Origin of the sequence: Marinobacter nauticus (genome assembly GCF_003634635.1) — a bacterium.
Taxonomy (GTDB): Bacteria; Pseudomonadota; Gammaproteobacteria; order Pseudomonadales; family Oleiphilaceae; genus Marinobacter; species Marinobacter nauticus.
In genome coordinates this window covers 842,776-858,950 of record NZ_RBJB01000003.1, presented here as the reverse complement: position 1 = coordinate 858,950, position 16,175 = coordinate 842,776, and the positions used below count along the sequence as shown (strand labels likewise).

The 16,175-nt window shown below is 58.1% G+C and carries 16 protein-coding genes and 1 other RNA gene; 5 read left to right on the top strand and 12 right to left on the bottom strand.

Annotated features, from left to right (window positions below; all coding sequences use genetic code 11):
- Nucleotides 1-5: 5 nt before the first annotated feature.
- The 3 genes from accB to C7436_RS10010 form a co-directional block, all read right to left on the bottom strand.
- The gene (gene accB / locus C7436_RS10020) at nt 6-476 is read right to left on the bottom strand and encodes an acetyl-CoA carboxylase biotin carboxyl carrier protein (protein ID WP_121207727.1); all 471 of its coding nucleotides are present in this window, start codon (nt 474-476) and stop codon (nt 6-8) included.
- Nucleotides 477-502: 26 nt separating this feature from the next.
- Nucleotides 503-943 carry a type II 3-dehydroquinate dehydratase gene (aroQ, locus tag C7436_RS10015; protein WP_011786855.1) on the bottom strand — a complete coding sequence of 147 codons (441 nt, stop codon included), beginning with the start codon at nt 941-943 and terminating at the stop codon, nt 503-505.
- Nucleotides 944-1,198: 255 nt separating this feature from the next.
- Nucleotides 1,199-2,812 carry a diguanylate cyclase gene (locus C7436_RS10010; RefSeq protein WP_023009589.1) on the bottom strand — a complete coding sequence of 538 codons (1,614 nt, stop codon included), beginning with the start codon at nt 2,810-2,812 and terminating at the stop codon, nt 1,199-1,201.
- Between the two features lie 213 nt (nt 2,813-3,025).
- On the opposite strand from C7436_RS10010, the gene C7436_RS10005 reads away from it, so the two are divergent.
- Nucleotides 3,026-5,017 carry a bifunctional diguanylate cyclase/phosphodiesterase gene (locus C7436_RS10005; protein WP_121207726.1) on the top strand — a complete coding sequence of 664 codons (1,992 nt, stop codon included), beginning with the start codon at nt 3,026-3,028 and terminating at the stop codon, nt 5,015-5,017.
- Nucleotides 5,018-5,039: 22 nt separating this feature from the next.
- A complete protein-coding gene (locus tag C7436_RS10000) occupies nt 5,040-6,092 on the top strand; it encodes a DUF2333 family protein (RefSeq protein ID WP_014422709.1) in 1,053 nt (350 codons plus the stop codon).
- Nucleotides 6,093-6,179: 87 nt separating this feature from the next.
- On the opposite strand, the gene ppa is transcribed toward C7436_RS10000, so the two are convergent.
- The 3 genes from ppa to rpiA all read right to left on the bottom strand — a co-directional run bounded on the left by ppa (nt 6,180) and on the right by rpiA (nt 8,768).
- Nucleotides 6,180-6,707, bottom strand: coding sequence for an inorganic diphosphatase (ppa, locus tag C7436_RS09995; protein ID WP_014422707.1), 528 nt, complete (start codon nt 6,705-6,707; stop codon nt 6,180-6,182).
- Nucleotides 6,708-6,804: 97 nt separating this feature from the next.
- Complete coding sequence (locus tag C7436_RS09990) at nt 6,805-7,944, bottom strand: acyl-CoA dehydrogenase family protein (protein ID WP_121207725.1); 1,140 nt, start codon at nt 7,942-7,944, stop codon at nt 6,805-6,807.
- A 146-nt stretch (nt 7,945-8,090) separates the two neighbouring features.
- Nucleotides 8,091-8,768 carry a ribose-5-phosphate isomerase RpiA gene (gene rpiA / locus C7436_RS09985; RefSeq protein WP_023009592.1) on the bottom strand — a complete coding sequence of 226 codons (678 nt, stop codon included), beginning with the start codon at nt 8,766-8,768 and terminating at the stop codon, nt 8,091-8,093.
- A 134-nt stretch (nt 8,769-8,902) separates the two neighbouring features.
- Here rpiA and ilvA point away from each other — a divergent pair, with 134 nt between their 5' ends.
- Both ilvA and C7436_RS18830 read left to right on the top strand, forming a co-directional pair.
- A complete protein-coding gene (gene ilvA / locus C7436_RS09980) occupies nt 8,903-10,438 on the top strand; it encodes a threonine ammonia-lyase, biosynthetic (protein ID WP_121207724.1) in 1,536 nt (511 codons plus the stop codon).
- A gap of 150 nt (nt 10,439-10,588) precedes the next feature.
- Nucleotides 10,589-10,753 carry a hypothetical protein gene (locus C7436_RS18830; protein ID WP_022993092.1) on the top strand — a complete coding sequence of 55 codons (165 nt, stop codon included), beginning with the start codon at nt 10,589-10,591 and terminating at the stop codon, nt 10,751-10,753.
- On the opposite strand, the gene C7436_RS09975 is transcribed toward C7436_RS18830, so the two are convergent.
- Entirely contained in the window at nt 10,735-11,370 is a 636-nt protein-coding gene (locus C7436_RS09975) for a 5-formyltetrahydrofolate cyclo-ligase (protein WP_121207723.1), read from the bottom strand. The genes C7436_RS18830 and C7436_RS09975 overlap by 19 nt on opposite strands.
- 118 nt (nt 11,371-11,488) lie before the next feature.
- On the opposite strand from C7436_RS09975, the gene C7436_RS09970 reads away from it, so the two are divergent.
- The gene (locus C7436_RS09970; RefSeq protein WP_121207722.1) at nt 11,489-13,273 is read left to right on the top strand and encodes a tetratricopeptide repeat protein; all 1,785 of its coding nucleotides are present in this window, start codon (nt 11,489-11,491) and stop codon (nt 13,271-13,273) included.
- 7 nt (nt 13,274-13,280) lie between these two features.
- Here C7436_RS09970 and ssrS read toward each other — a convergent pair.
- The 5 genes from ssrS to C7436_RS09945 all read right to left on the bottom strand — a co-directional run bounded on the left by ssrS (nt 13,281) and on the right by C7436_RS09945 (nt 16,131).
- Nucleotides 13,281-13,461, bottom strand: a non-coding RNA gene (gene ssrS, locus C7436_RS09965) — 6S RNA.
- Nucleotides 13,462-13,522: 61 nt separating this feature from the next.
- On the bottom strand, nt 13,523-13,819 hold the full coding sequence (locus tag C7436_RS09960) for a cell division protein ZapA (RefSeq protein ID WP_023009596.1): 297 nt from the start codon (nt 13,817-13,819) through the stop codon (nt 13,523-13,525).
- Nucleotides 13,819-14,025, bottom strand: coding sequence for a TIGR02449 family protein (locus C7436_RS09955; RefSeq protein WP_011786845.1), 207 nt, complete (start codon nt 14,023-14,025; stop codon nt 13,819-13,821). The genes C7436_RS09960 and C7436_RS09955 overlap by 1 nt, the downstream gene beginning before the upstream one ends.
- Nucleotides 14,026-14,143: 118 nt before the next feature.
- Nucleotides 14,144-15,421 carry an ABC transporter permease gene (locus C7436_RS09950; RefSeq protein WP_121207721.1) on the bottom strand — a complete coding sequence of 426 codons (1,278 nt, stop codon included), beginning with the start codon at nt 15,419-15,421 and terminating at the stop codon, nt 14,144-14,146.
- Complete coding sequence (locus tag C7436_RS09945) at nt 15,418-16,131, bottom strand: ABC transporter ATP-binding protein (RefSeq protein WP_121207720.1); 714 nt, start codon at nt 16,129-16,131, stop codon at nt 15,418-15,420. The genes C7436_RS09950 and C7436_RS09945 overlap by 4 nt, the downstream gene beginning before the upstream one ends.
- Nucleotides 16,132-16,175 lie beyond the last annotated feature (44 nt).

Genomic DNA, 16,175 nt, shown 5'->3' with positions numbered 1-16,175 from the left:
CGAATTCAGGAAATGACGACCAGGGGCTGGTCAAACTCAACCGGCTGGCCATTTTCGACCAGGATTTCGGTAACGGTACCGGCCTTGTCGGCTTCGATCTGGTTCATCATCTTCATGGCTTCAACGATACAGATCACGTCACCCACGTTTACTTTCTGGCCCACTTCAACAAAGGAGCTGGCGGTGGGGGACGGCGCACGGTAGAAGGTGCCAACCATCGGGGATTTCACGGCGTGGCCAGAGGGGGCTGCCGGAGCCGAGGATTCCGCAGCCGGGGCGGCATCAGCCGCGGGTGCCGGAGCCGGGGCAGCGGCCTGGGGGGCTGGTGCCGCGTAATGGCTGACGTAATGTCCACCGGCGGCGGGCTCGCGACGGCGGGAAATGCGAACCGAATCGTCGCCTTCCTGGATCTCCAGTTCTTCGACGTCTGATTCCTCAAGGAGCTCAATGAGTTTCTTGATTTTGCGAATATCCATAACTGTTCCAGTCCCGTTTCTGTGTTCTATCGGTGAATTCGTTGCAGGGCCGCCTTCAGGGCGAGATCGTAGCCCTGGCTGCCCAGCCCGCAGATAACGCCTTCGGCGATATCTGAAAAATAAGAGTGATGGCGGAAAGGTTCCCGCGCATGCACGTTTGAAAGATGCACTTCAATAAAGGGAATGCCCGACGCCAGCATGGCATCCCGAAGGGCCACGCTGGTGTGGGTGAAGGCGGCGGGATTGATGATGATGAAATCCACCCCTTCAGCCCTGGCTTCGTGCACTCTTTCTATCAATTCATATTCCGCGTTTGACTGCAGGTGTAACAGATGATGGCCTTTCTCAGCCGCCTTGCTGCGCAAGCGGTCGTCTATATCGGCCAGGGTCTCGTGGCCATAGACCTCGGGCTCTCGGGTTCCGAGCATATTCAGGTTCGGGCCGTGGAGCACAAGAATGGTCGACATGGTTCTGTCTGCCTTGATGGTTTTTTAACAGGATCGCCGAAGATGACGGCACGTTACCCCAATGGTGCGTGCTTGTTATCCCCAGATCAACACTTTTTGACAATCCTGCCGGTTGTCCATTGCTCTGAAAAGGTTACACAGCAACCTGCTGTCACGCGATGACATTTCGTTGATGACAATCATTGTTGATCATGGCGGTGAATGTCGGTATTCGACATTGGTTTCATGGGCCGGGCGATTGCCCGGCCCGGAAGGTCAGGTCTCGGCCAGGGTCACGCAGTTGCGGCCGTGCTCCTTGGACGTATACAGGGCGCGGTCTGCACGCTCGCACAGGGCCTGGGCGGTTTCACCCTGCCAGTCGGCAATACCGCAACTGAAGGTGACATTGAATTCCCGGTCGCCGGCCTGCTGGGTCAGCTCGGAGAAGCGCTCACGAATTTCGTTGAGGACATTGCGGGCATCGCCCGGGCGGGTGTTCGGCAGGATGATGGCGAACTCTTCTCCACCGTAGCGGCCAATATGATCGGTCTTGCGCAGACGTTGCTTTAGGAACATGGACAGGCTGCGCAGAATCCGGTCGCCAATCGGGTGGCCAAAGGTGTCGTTTACCTTCTTGAAGAAGTCGATATCGATCATGGCAAAGCACATGGGCTGATCTTTCTGGCGCGCACGCACGATTTCCTGCTCCAGCAGATGCAGGGTGTGGGTGTGATTGAACAGGCCGGTCAGGCTGTCGCGGATCATCAGTGCCAGCAGTGAGCGGGCTCGCCGACCCCGGTTGTGCAGGGTCGCAATCAGGTGCTTGGGATCGATGGGCTTGGTCAGGAAGTCGTCACCACCCAGGCTCATGGCGTGCAGCTGTTTGCTGACGTCCTCTTCCGCCGACAGGTAAATGATGGGAACACTGTGGAAACGATCCTGCTGGCGGATGACACGGGCAATCTCCATGCCGGTGCAGCCGGGCATGTACATGTCCAGGATGATGATTTCCGGCGAGAACTCCTCCAGGGCATGAATGATTTGCATCGGGTCGGTGATGATGTGAGCGGTCATTCCCGCCTTTTTCAATACCGTTTCCATGTATTTGGCCTGGGCCCGGGAATCGTCCAGGACCAGCACCTTGTAGGGCTCGACAGTGTTGCCGTGGGTATAGGTTTCGATCTTTTCTATCAGTTGGCCGGGGTCCACCGCCGGGTAGAAGAACTCCTCCCCGCCGCAGCGCGAGGCGCGCAGCCGGGTTTCGATGCTGCCGTCCTCGTCGCTGACGAAAATGATGGGGATCGGAGTGTCGTGTTGCTCCTGTAACTGTTCCACGGTCGCAATGCCGTCATTATCTCTGCCGCCGAAGCTTACATCCATCAGGATAGTTTCCGGTTTGCTGAGCGCACAGGCCTCAATCAGGTCTGCTGATGCACTAAAGGCGGAAGCGCGAAAACCGAAAAATTCCAGTTGCCGGATCAGTCGTGAGGCCATCTCTTCGTTCGACAGGGCAATATAAACTGGCGTGCGACGATACTGCTGGGGGGCGCTGGAGGTGTCCTGGTCGGTGCGCCGCTGGGTGGACAGGCGCAGATTCTCGGTGGCATCTTCCAGTGCCTTGGCTTTGGCATCGTCCAGGGGGGTGTCCTGATGCCAGTCCGTCAACAGGGACAGGATCAACTCGCCGGCAGCCGCGTGGCTGTCCATCTCGAAACGCCGGGCATAACGAACGAGTTTGTCGGCTGCGGCAGTCAGATCGTCCCGGTGGGCTGGCGCCTGACTGCGGTCGTCGCGGATTTTCTGCCAGGTATCAAGCACCACCCGGGCCTGGGTGGTGACACGGCGGGCGAAATGCTGCCTGAGTTTCTCTTTCTGGCTTTCGTCGTTCATGGTGCTCCGGCCTGTCTGTCCAATTGTTGATCGCGATATCCGTCTGCGCGAATTTTTGCCATTTATGAGTTATACAGAGGCTTTATGGTCCTTGTGTAGAGTCTATAGTGTTTAATGTTGTGGGCGTAGGTTGCGCTATGTAAATGTTTGTCAACTCTGCGGCCCGGATCACAGGTAACCTGATACTCGTTTCTCTGATGGAGCCCCGATGTGATGGCAGGGATGCTCGACAACTTTTATAACCGCAGGCAGCGAGGGGAAATTACCTTGCAGACCTTGCTGTTGCTATTCGCCGGCACTCTGCTGACGCTCACGCTGGTGGTTGCGTTCGTGACCAGCTATGGCTATTTCCGGGGCTATGTTGCCGATCAACTGTCCGCTCATGCCCGCGATGGTGCCACCGCTACCGGGCTTTCGCTGTCCAATGCCATTGACGGTTCTGATCCGGTGGCCTCGGCGTCACTGATTGATGCGGTATTCGACAGTGGTCGTTACCTGGCTGTTGAATATCTTGGGCACGATGGCGAGATGATTGCCGGTCGGCGCATGCCGCTGCAGGCTAACCGCGCGCCAGAGTGGTTTGTTTCCCTGGCGGCACTGCCCTTGCCGGTGGCGGAAGCGGAGGTGGTCAGAGGCTGGAGCCGGTTGGGCAAGGTACGGGTGGTGAGTCATCCCGGGAGGGCCTACGACGACCTCTGGCATATTTCTCTGGGGCTGCTGTTGTCGGCCCTGGTGATCGCCACTGGCGGCTTGCTGGGGCTGTTTCTGTTACTCCGGAGGACTTTGAGGCCCCTGAAAGAGGTCGAGGCCCAGGCCCGGGCCCTTGGCCAGCGGGATTTCCGGAAGCGAGTGAGTATTCGCTCCACCCGGGAGCTGAACCGGGTGACAGAGGCTATGAACCAGATGGCGGATGACCTGGGCCAGTTGTTTGAGGGGCAGGGCAAGCTTATCCAGCACTTGCGGCGCGTGAACAATGAAGATCCGGTGACGGGGCTGGCGAGCCGCAGCGCCTTTGACCAACGCATGAAGGTGGAAGTGGAATCGGAAGAGAAGTCGGCGCCTGGCGTTCTGATCATGCTGCAGCTGACCTATTTTGCAGATTATAACCTGGCCTATGGCCGGGACGAGGGGGACCGGTTGTTGCGCCAGGTGGCCGGTGGCATCCGGGCGTTTGTCGCCCGACATGCCGAATCCTTTGCCGGGCGCAGAACCGGTGCTGAATTTGCGGTGTTTGTGCCCGGTGCCTCGGCAGCGGACGTGCGAATCTGGGCCGAGCAGCTGGTCCGGGAGCTGGATGGCATCTACTCCGACCTCTCTGCCCCGATGGACGCTCATGTTCATGCTGGCCTGGCGGTGGCCAGGCCCGGTGATGGCATCAGGGTCTTGTTGGCCGCCGCCGATGAAGCTCTCAGGGCCGCCCAGCAAAGGGGGGACTCGTGCAGCCTGCTGCTACCCGATTCCGGTGTTGAGAACCATCACAATATGGAGACCTGGCGCACGATCATTACCCAGGCGATTCGGGAAGATAAGCTGTCTCTCTGGCTCCAGCCCATGGTGCATGGTGAGGGGCAGACACTGGTCCATTATCAGGTGTTCTCCCGTATTGAGTCTGCAGAAGGGCCGCTGAAAGCCGGTTTGTTCGTACCCATGGCCGAGCGATTAGGGCTGGTGAGCGATATCGACCGTATGCTGCTTACCCGGGCGCTGGAGTGTCTTGAACGCCACCCGGAGCGGCGGCTGGCGGTATCGCTGGGTAGTAATTCGATCGCGTCTGATAGCTTCCGTGACGATCTGCTGACCATGGTTACCCGGGCTGGGCGCACAGCCGGGCGCTTGTGGGTTGGTATTGCCGAAGTGACCATTCAGCATCACCGCAAAGCCGTCAGCTCTCTGGTAAGAGAGTTGTCGCGGCTTGGTGTACCGGTGCTGGTTGACCGGTTCGGAGTGGGCGGCGTGCCGTTCAGTTATCTCAAGCGGCTGCCGTTCAGGGCCGTTCGGATTGATCACAGCTTCATCCATAACCTGGACCGTCATGATGAAAACCGGTTCTGGCTGGAGTCGGTTGTGGGTATTGCCCACAGTCGGGGGGTGAAGGTGTACGCTACGGGAGTAGAGACCGCGGCGGAATACTCGGTACTCTGTAGGCTGGGTATTGACGGCGCCATGGGCTACCATCTTGGCAGACCATTTGCCGCAGACACGTAATCAACAGGAGATCAGGAGTCTTATGCCTGGCAAGATCAGACAGTACTTCAGGGACAAGAAAGACGATGTGCAGGATTACACCGGCGGTAGCGGTGTTATTGGCAAGTTGGTGGTTGCCTTGCTGGTGGTCTACCTGCTGATTACGATGGTTCTGGGTATCTACTGGAGCAGTGAGCCAGATACCTTTTCTGTACGTGATCACACCCGTACGCTGGCAAGCACCATGGATAGGGAGCCGGTGACCGGTTTTGCCACCACCGCCACCATGATCCGCATTGCCGAGACCCTGCTGGATAAGCCCGGCGGTTATATTTCCAACGACATCGCGCCTCCCGGTCTGTGGATGGACAATATGCCGAACTGGGAATATGGCGTGCTGGTCCAGTTGCGGGATCTTTCCCGGGCGATGCGTAAGGATATCAGTCGTTCCCAGAGCCAGTCAGCGGAAGACCCGGATCTGACCATTGCCGAGCCCCAGTTCCACTTCGACAGTGAAAGCTGGGCCATTCCATCGACCGAGAACGAGTACCGGCGTGGTATCAATGCGCTCAAGCGCTATCTGAATCGCCTGTCCGATCCGGCCCAGGCGGACGCCCAGTTTTTTGCCCGGGCGGATAACCTGAACAACTGGCTGGCGGATCTGGAAACCCGGTTGGGTAGCCTGTCCCGCACGCTCAGTGAAAGCGTGGGCAAGGCGTCGGTGTCGGATGCCGTGGCTAATCTGAATCCGGATGATCCTCTGGCGGAAGAGACCGGTGGCGAGGATGTCAAAACCTCGTGGACCAAAATTGATGATGTCTTTTACGAGGCACGAGGCAGTGCCTGGGCGTTGCTGCATATTTTCCGGGCGGTGGAAGTGGATTTCCGGAAGGTGTTGCAGGACAAGAACGCCATGGCGAGCGTAAAGCAGATCATTATCGAACTGGAGGGCACCCAGGCTTCCATGTGGAGCCCGGTGATTCTCAATGGCAGTGGTTTCGGTGTGCTGGCCAACCATTCCTTGACCATGGCGGCTTATCTGTCACGGGCGAATGCTGCGATCAGTGATATGCGGGACCTGTTGTCGCGGGGCTGATAAGCGCCGTTGTCTGAGCTTTGGCTCAGGCACAAAAAAGCCGGGCAGTCGTTAGACTTGCCCGGCTTTTTTATGTTCGAAGCGTGATCAGCCCTTGTAGGCGTTGATGGCGTCTTCGATAGCTTTCTTGGCGGCTGCAGCGTTGTCCCAGCCCTGCACTTTCACCCACTTGCCGGGCTCCAGAGTCTTGTAGTTCTCGAAGAAGTGACGGATCTGATCACGCAGCAGTTCCGGCAGGTCTTCGATTTCACGAACGTTGTGGTAGGTCTGGGTCAGCTTGTCGTGGGGCACGGCCACCAGTTTGGCATCACCACCGGCTTCGTCTTCCATGTTCAGTACGCCTACCGGGCGGCAACGAATGACCGAGCCAGCCTGCACCGGGTACGGGGTGACCACCAGGACGTCCAGTGGGTCGCCGTCGTCGGCCAGGGTGTGGGGGATGAAGCCGTAGTTGGCCGGGTAGAACATCGGAGTGGCCATGAAACGGTCAACCAGCAGGGCGCCCATGTCCTTGTCCAGTTCGTACTTGACCGGAGAGCTGTTGGCCGGGATTTCGATGGCAACGTAGATGTCTTCTGGCGGGTTCTTGCCAGCGGGAATGTTGTCGAATTGCATGTGCGATCCTTCCTGGTACGTTAGGGTTCGTTTAACTGCGTTTAAAAAGTGGGCGCAATTATACGGAAGTCTCTTGCCATTCGAAACTAAACCTTGGTCACAGCCTGATCTGTTTGGCAATCAGCTCCTTCATGATTTCCGTGGTGCCGCCGCCAATGGACAGAATCTTGGCATCCCGGTACAGCCGCTCCACCACTGACTCCCGCATATAGCCCATACCACCAAACAGCTGTACCGCCTCGCGGGTGACTTTTTCGCACACGTCCACGGCGAAGTTCTTGGCCATAGCCACCTGTTTAATGGGGTTTTTGCCGGCCTGCATCAGTGCGGCACAGCGGTAGGTGTATTCCCGGGCGATGTCGATCTGGGTGGCCATGTCAACGAGTTTGTGGCGGGTGACCTGAAAGCCGGCAACGGGGCGGCCGAAGGCCTGGCGTTGTCTGGTGTAGTCCAGAGCGGCTTCGTAGGCGATCTGGGCGGTCATGTAGGCCATGATGGACAGGCTCAGGCGTTCAGCCAGGAAGTTGCTCATGATGGCGATAAAACCGGCGTTTTCGGCGCCGATCAGGCGGTCGGCCGGTACCCGGCAGTCCTCGAAGAAGAGTTCTGCGGTGTCGCTGGCCCACCAGCCCATTTTCCGGAGTTTGTTGCCGGTGGTGAAACCTGGTGTGCCTTTGTCGATCAGCAACAGGCTGATGCCGCCGTGGCCTTCGCCCCCGGTGCGCACGGCGACGGTGTAATGGTCGGCGCGGATGCCGCTGGTGATGAAGGTTTTGCTACCGTTGACGATGTAGTGGTCGCCGTCTTTTACGGCACGGGTTTTCAGGTTGGCGACGTCGGAGCCGCCACCGGGTTCGGTCACGGCCAGGGCGGCTATTTTGTCGCCGCGCAGTACGGGCGGCACGATCTGTTCCCGAATGCCTTGTTTGGCCCACTTGGCCACCGGCGGCAGGCCGATATCCAGGGAGCCGATACTGGCCACGAAGCCGCCAGAGGTGGATCGCATCAGTTCCTCGGAAACCGCGATTTTCATAAAAATATCGCCTTCACCGATGCCGCCCAGAGTTTCAGGGAAGCCGATGCCCAGGAGTCCGGCATCGCCGGCGAGTTTATAGATTTCACGGGGGAATTCACCGGCCTCTTCCCAGTCGTCAATATGGGGCCGCACGTGGGTCTCGATGAATTTCCGGGCAGTTTGGCGCACCTGTTCATGGGTTTCGTTGAAGTAGTCAGACACGGATTGGCTCCCTGTGTTCTTGTTTTGCGATGAGGTGAGTGTCGCGCAATCCTGCCTACCAAGCAAGCGCTTGGTTTGGATTTGTTCAGGCAATAAAAAAGCTGGCCCGAATGGCCAGCTTGTCAGGCGGAGTGCCTTACAGGGGTTTATGCACCGCGGGCGATGCTTTTCACTCCGTCACGGGTACCGAGTAGCAGCAGATCGGCCGGGCGGCGGGCGAACAGTCCGTTGGTGACCACGCCGACAATGTTATTGAGCTTTTCTTCCACCACCAGCGGGCGGGAGATATCCATGTTGTGGATGTCGATGATGATGTTGCCGTTGTCGGTGATAAAACCATCCCGGTAAACCGGATCGCCCCCGAGTTTTACGATCTCGCGGCCGACATGGCTACGGGCCATGGGGATGACTTCCACGGGCAGCGGGAATTCGCCCAGAATGCCGACTTTCTTGGATTCATCGGCGATGCAGATAAAGGTCTTGGCGACGGCGGCTACAATTTTTTCCCGGGTCAGGGCGCCGCCACCGCCTTTGATCAGTTCCAGGCTCTCGTTGGTTTCGTCGGCACCGTCGACGTAAAACTCGATTTCGTTGACGGCGTTGAGGTCGTATACCGGGATGCCGTGCTTTTTCAGTCGTTCGGCGGTTGCCTCGGAGCTTGCGACGGCGCCGTCGAAGTCGTTGCGGTATTCCGCCAGATAGTCGATGAAAAAGTTGGCGGTGCTGCCGGTGCCCACCCCGACAATGCTGCTCGGTTCCAGGTGAGGGGCGATGTGATCCACTGCAGCTTTGGCAACGGCTTGTTTCAGTTCGTCCTGGGTCATGGGGGGCTCCCGGAGGTTTGCGTTGAATTTGGGCACTATTATACGCCTGCAGCAACTCTGCTTATAGACGGCAAGCGTGCAAACTTTCTACACTGTGGGTTTTTCCTGATCACTCACCAGCAACCGGAACCATCATGCCGCAACGCTATATCAAGAAGATACTCGATGCGCGCGTCTACGACGTGGCCATCGAAACACCCCTGACTGAAGCCCGTAGTCTTTCCAAGCGCTTTGGCAACAATATTATGCTCAAGCGTGAAGACCTTCAGCCGGTGTTTTCCTTCAAGATTCGCGGCGCCTACAACCGGATTGCTCAGCTGTCGGAAGAGCAAAAGGCCAAGGGAGTTATCTGCGCTTCCGCCGGCAATCATGCCCAGGGCGTGGCTCTGGCCGCCAAGAAGCTGGGCATCAAAGCCGTTATCGTGATGCCGCAGACGACGCCGGAGATCAAGGTACGCTCAGTTCGCGACCACGGTGCCAGAGTGGTTCTCAAGGGGGATGCTTTTGACGAGGCTGCGGCCCACGCACAGGAGTTGATCCAGAAGCACGGCTACACCTACATCCCTCCCTACGACGACCCGGATGTGATTGCCGGTCAGGGCACTGTAGCCATGGAAATCATGTGGCAGTTCAGCAAGCCGATTCATGCCATCTTCATCTGTGTCGGTGGCGGCGGGCTGATTGCCGGCATGGCGGCCTATATCAAGTATCTGCGCCCGGAAATCAAAGTGATCGGTGTGGAGCCGGAAGACTCCAACTGTCTGCAGGCGGCGATGACGGCCGGTGAGCGTGTGGTGCTGGATGAGGTGGGCATCTTCGCCGATGGCGTGGCGGTCAAACAGATCGGTAAGTATCCCTGGGAAATCTGCAAGGATCACGTAGATGAAGTGATCACAGTGTCCACGGATGAGATCTGTGCGGCCATTAAGGATGTGTTTGAAGATACTCGTTCCATTGCCGAACCGGCAGGTGCTCTGGGTGTAGCGGGTATCAAGAAGTACATCGAGAGGGAAAAGATCGAGGATGAAAACCTGATCGCCACCCTCAGTGGTGCCAACATGAACTTCGACCGACTGCGCTATGTGTCCGAGCGCACCGAAGTGGGAGAGAGGCGCGAGGCGATTCTGGCGGTAACGATCCCGGAGAAACCGGGCGCGTTCAAAACGTTCATCAATGCGCTGCACAAGCGCAGCATCACCGAGTTCAACTACCGCTATGCGGATGCTCAGAACGCCACCATTTTCGTGGGGATCCAGATTGCCGCTGGCGGACATGGCCGGGAAGAACTGGTGCAGGATCTTCGGGAAAGCGGGTACTCGGTGGTCGACCTTACCGACAGCGACCTGGCCAAGCAGCATATTCGCCATATGGTCGGGGGCCATGCGCCGACGATTACCAACGAAAAGGTGTTCCAGTTTGAATTCCCTGAGCGCCCGGGAGCTTTGTTGAAGTTTCTGATGTCGCTGGGAACGCGCTGGAATATTTCCATGTTCCACTACCGCAATCATGGTGCGGCCTACAGCCGGGTGCTACTGGGCGCTCAGGTTGAGGACAATGAGGTGGCGGACTTTGAGAGGATGCTCGACAAGGTTGGCTTTCGTTATGAAAACATGACTGACAATGAGGCTTATCGGCTGTTTTTGGGAGCAGGCAACGGGCGTTCCACCTGAGGGTGGAGCGCCACAACTCTTACATAACGGTAATCTGTCAAAAATTGTAAAAATCAAGTTACGTGTTAGTCTTTCGTCTAATTCTGCGAATCAGTAATAGTTGTCTGATTTTCCTGCCAATTGAATGAAAGAATAACGGGAATCCAAGAAATGGGGAGCAAGCCTGACATCATTCGTGCCATTGTGCTCATCTTTGCTGTCGGCCTTGTGATTACGGGTTTTACGTCCATTCAGGCGTCTGAGGACAAGCGTGCCGACCGCGAAGCATCTGCAGTAGGCTATGTTCTGTCTGCCAATCAGGGTCTGAAACGGTAACAACGCCTATCCGTTACCACACCGTGTAAAGGCACATCCCAGGGCTCAATTGGCAACTGTTCCACGCGCTGAAAATCGTGGGCCAGGCCAACCAGCTTTGGTGCCATGCAGGGCCTGATTCGGCTGAACGCGAAGGTTCGGTCGTAGAAGCCGCCGCCCATACCCAGTCGTCCTCCGGTTTCGTCAAACCCTACCAATGGAAACAGCACTGCATCCAGTGCCCAGGCCGGCTTGCGTCTTGAGCGCGGGAACGGGGGTTCTGGAATGCCGAAGCGGTTTGCCGTCAGTTGCACTCCATCAAAATAGGGGCTGAAAACCAGCTTGCCCGTGTAGATCGGGTGCAGAATGGGCAGGTAGAACCGGATGCCTTTTTTGCGAGCCAGATCAATATACAGGGACGGGTCAATTTCGCCGTCGTTGGCGAGGTAGATGCCAATGTGGCGTGCCCGGTGCAGGTCGGGGTGCCTCAGCAGGTTGAGGGCGAGACGTTCGGAAGCTTGCCGCTGTTCTTCAAACGACAGGCTTCTCCGTTTCTGGCGCAGAGATTGGCGGAGCTGGCGGCGTGAGGCCCGATCATTCCCGGAGTCAAACGTCCTTGCTTGATGATGCGGATTCAAGATGGCGATTACCTGCTGCTGCGTCGTGAATTCGGCCTATGTTGTATCACATCAATAACGCCCCGTTAAAATTCTGCTAGTCTGCAGTCCGTTGTTTTTTCAGAGGCTGTATTCTGCCATGGATTTACCCCGATACGCTCGTCTGTTGCTTCCTGCGGTTTTGATTGTTGCTTTGTCTGGTTGCGCGACCGGATCCCCCGAGGTTTACCAGGTGGGTGTTCGTGCGTTGGCTTCTGCTGAATATTCCGGTGCCCGCCACCATCTCCAGAGTTACCTTGACGGTGAGACCGAGAGTTATGAAAGCAGTCGGGCGCGCTATGAACTGGCTCGCTTGACGTATCTTGGCCTGGGCGGGCCAGCGGATGAGCGGGCAGCTGCCGAGTTGCTGGAGCGAGAGCTGCAGAAACCGTTTTCGGTCTATGAGCGCGAAGCGCGGCATTTGTTGGCCGAAATCTATCGGCGAGGGCAGGCAGAGAACCGTGATGTGTCCAGGTCGTTAGTGCTTCTCCGTGCGGCGGACTATCCGCGAGCCTTGATTGATCTCGCGATGATCTATTGGTCCGGGGAGCTGGTCGAGCAGGATCGCAAACAGGCGGTGGCGCTGATTCCCGAAATCCGTGAGGTAGATAGTGCTTCGAATCTGTTTTATCACCGGGCTTTGGCTGAATACTGCGGCCCCGACACCTGGGACAGGGTACCTGCCTGGGCCTGTCTGGATGAGGAGGGCGAGTTTATTCTCCAGAGTGCAGACGAGGTATGGCGCGCAAGTCGTCCGGACACCGATGCAGGCACCATGCGCTACCTGGCTACATTGTATCCGGCCTTGGTGGATCCCAGTGCGCAACGCCGGGTGGCGTGGTACCGGTATGCCGGAGATAAAGGCAGCGCCCGCGCTCAGTACATGATGGCCCAAATATACGGAGCGCCAGATTCACCTTGGTTTAACCCTGCCGAAGCAGAGCAATGGCTGCAACGGTCGGCCGATCAGAACTACCCGAAAGCACTGCTGGCCCGAGGTGTGGCGCTGGCTCGCGGACAGCAGCGTTCCGAGGCTGATTATCTTGAGGCGCTCGATCAGCTGGAGCGTGCGGCCGACCGGGGCGAGAAAGAGGCGAATCTCTGGTTGGCTCACCTGTATCTGAATCCCGAAGACGGGCGCTCGATGCAGGTGGGTCTGGCCGTTGCGCGTCTCGAACAGATAGAACGGGAAGACGATCGGGCCAAGCACTTGCTGGCCGATATCTATCTCTCGAGCCTGCCGGGTATGGCCGAAGAACAGCATCGCCGAGCCTTGGATCTGTTGGAAAGCATGGCTTACCGGGATGCGGAGGCGGCCTACAAACTTGGTGCGATCTACAGTCAGGGGCTGGCCAGTATTCCGCCCAGTCTGGTGGATGCTGTAGGTTGGTTGAGGCGCGCCGCTGATAAGGGCCACCTGCCCGCACAGCTGCTTTTGGCGCGAGAGTTGCAGCAGGATGGCCGGGATGAGAGCGCTGCGAAAGCTCGCGAGCGGTTTGTGTTTATGCCGGTTGCCGATGTGCCGGATAATCTGCGTCAAGCTGTCTCAAATGCGCGCTATAAACAGGCAATGTATTACGCCGGTCAGGCTGAGGTTCATGCAGAAGAAGTTCGACAGCTTCTGGAGATGGCGGCGGAGGAGGAGAACATGGCCGCCCTGGCGTACCTCGGGCTGATGTACTACCGGGGTGAGCAGGTGGCCCCGGATGATGAGCTGGCCTATCAGTACCTGGAACGCTGGGATTCGCTGTATCAGCAACGAAAGGATCAGGCCAGGTCGGACGAATCAGTGTGGTCTGGATTGTTGTTCGATGAGCGGTTCGGTAACCAGGAGGTTCAGGACGCTTTGCTGCACTTGAGATTCAGGAAGTCGCAATCGGAGTAACGGTGAAAAGCTTCCCGGGCTGCCGTTATCGGATGTAGCCCTTGAACCCAGAAGTTCAAGGTCGGTGGCCGCTGTGACATATTAGGCTTTCCCCCTTGGGGGACATGCTCACAATGCCCTGAAGTAGCCACCTGGGTAATGCGCATCGGCTCGAGGACGTACCCGACCAGCGAACAGCCCAGGAAGTTGGTTCCATTATACGGGCAGGGCCGGGGAGGATTGCAACCCCGTTTCCGGATTCTTTCCGGATCAGTTGTCCGAAGGCTCTCCCAGCGCTTCATCAAGCCGGTTATCCATGGCACGCAGGATGCTGCTGGTGGCGTCTGACATGGTGTCGCGTTCCAGCAGTTCATGGGTGATGTTCAGGGCGGCCATCACGGCAATGCGCTCGGTACCGAATACCTTGCCGCTGGAGCGGATTTCACGCATTTTGGTGTCCAGATGCCGGGCTGCACGTAGCAGGGCTTCCTGCTCTTCCTGCGGACAGGCCACCAGGTATTCCTTGTCGAGAATCCTGACTTCCACGGTGGTTGGGGTCTGTGACATCAGTGGTGCTCCAGTGCCCGAAGACGGCCGATCATGGCTTCAATCTTGTTTTTGGCAAGATCGTTTTTGTGCATTAGCTGGGCCCGTTCCCGGTTCCAGTCGTCCTGCAGCTCCCTTAGCAGGGCGTTGTCTTTCTCCAGCTTGTCGCAGCGCTCGATCAGCTTGTCCAGCTTGTCCGCTAATGCCTGTACTTCGGACTGTTCCATGACCTGCCCAACATCGGTGATTTTGATGAGAGTTACTATAAGTGCGCGCGCCAGACCGGTCAATTTACCGCATTGTCATGGCGTGCTCGCCGTGAGGCCTGTCACCTTTTGCGTCAGTTCAGCTGGAGTCCGGTGCCCCGAACCCCTGTTGTCGGCCTGCTCGCCAGGTGTTCAGTGCTGGAAGGGCGGACACTAGCAGGGCAAAAAGAGGCACTGCCATCAGTAACAGCCACTCCTCCCGGGCCAGCGGCCGAAGCCGGATTTGCAGTCCGTAGTGTTCCAGTAGCCAGGGGCTGAGGCCGGCGATGGCGGCAGCGCCGAGCAGCAGGGCGAACAGGCAACTGGCCAGGGCAAGCCCGACGCACTCCAGGCTGTACAGGCCGGCAATCAGCCCCGGTGAAGCTCCGGTCGCTCGCAAAACGGCAATCTCCCGTTGCCGCTGGGCTTGCAGGGTAAGCAAAACCGCAATCAGTCCCACCAGGCTGGTGATCACGACAAAGCCGCTGATGCCCAGCAGGGCTTTTTCAAATTGCCCCATCATCCGCCAGAGCTCGCTCAGGGCCACGCCCGGCAGGATGGCTGACAGAGGTTCCTCGCGGGACTGGTTCAGCTCCCGTTGAACCTGAAAGGTGAGGATCGGGCGGTCGAGGCCAATGAGCACCGCAGTGATGGCATCCGGAGTGTAGTCCCGGTTGCGTGCCTGGTCGGCCGACAGGGTCCGCCCCGGGATGGCTACACCGGATTCCCAGCCCACATGCATGGCTTCCATGGCTTCAAGGCTGATGTAAACCGCCTGGTCGACGGGCGTGCCGGTTGGCGCGAGAATGCCGGATACCCGGAATGGCAGGTCCTTGTGATTCGAGAAGCTGGTGCGGCCACCGCCATGGGAAAGCACCAGGTCGTCGTTCAGTTCATGATCAAGCTGCCGGGCCACGCCGGCGCCGATCACCACGTCAAACAGGTCAGAAAACCAGTCTCCGCTCGCCAGGGTCAGCGGTTGGTCGTTGCCATAGCGGAAGTGGGCCAGGAACTGCTCGTTGGTGCTGACAACCCGATAGCCGCGGTAGCTGTCGCCCAGGGAAATCGGGATCAGCCAGTCGATGCGGCTGTCCTCAGTCATGGACTGATAGGTGGACCAGCGAATGTTGTTGGTGGCATCGCCGATGTGGAACACCGTGTAAAGCAGCAGATTCAGTTGGCCACTGCGGGCCCCTACGATAAGGTCGGTGCCGCTGATGGTGCTGGTGAATGACTGTCGGATTTCTGTGCGCAGGTACTGGATGCCAAGCAGCAGGGTTACGCTCAGGGTCAGGGTCAGGCAAACGAGGGCCAGTACACGGCGCCGGTACCACAGGCTGGCGGCGGACAGGAAGATGGTGAGCTTGAGCTTGTTCATGGCGCCACCTCCAGGGCCATGCGATGATGAAAGTGCCCGGCCAGTGACTGATCATGGCTGACAAATACAACCGAGCTGTTACTGCGCTCGGCCAGCGTTAGCAGTAGTTCAAGAAAGCGGTCCCGGTTGTCGCTATCCAGAGCAGACGTGGGCTCATCTGCAAGAATGATCTCCGGAGCACCGATCAGCGCGCGGGCGGCAGCCACCCTCTGCTGCTGGCCGATCGATAGCCGGGTCACTCCCTGGTGCCAGTGGCTTTGCGGAATGCCCAGTTGTGTTAGCAGGTGTTGGGCAGCTTCGGTGGCGGAGGGTAACGCGCGCGAATGGCGCAGATTTGATAGCCGGCAAGGTAAAAGTGCATTGGTCATAGCGCTCAGATAGGGCACCAGGTTGAACTGCTGGAAGATGACGCCCATATGATCGGCGCGCAGTCGATCCCGGGCGCCGGCCTTCATGGTGGTCAGTTCCTGATTCAGCAGCTGAAGGCTGCCACGACTGGGCGGGTGCATGCCTGCGAGCAGTCCCAATAGCGTACTTTTACCAGTACCACTGGGGCCGTGCAGGAACAGGTGTTCACCGCGTGTCAGCTGAATATCGGGGAAGGCCAGTTCCCGAGCCTGGTTTTGCCATCGGAAGTGCAGATTCCGGGTTCGGATGGCCAGAGTGTCCGGGCGGGAACTGTCCGGCGGTTGTCGTGTCTCGTTGTTCATATCCGTATCGTGCTCGCCGTTGTATGATGGCGCCGGTTGCTGAT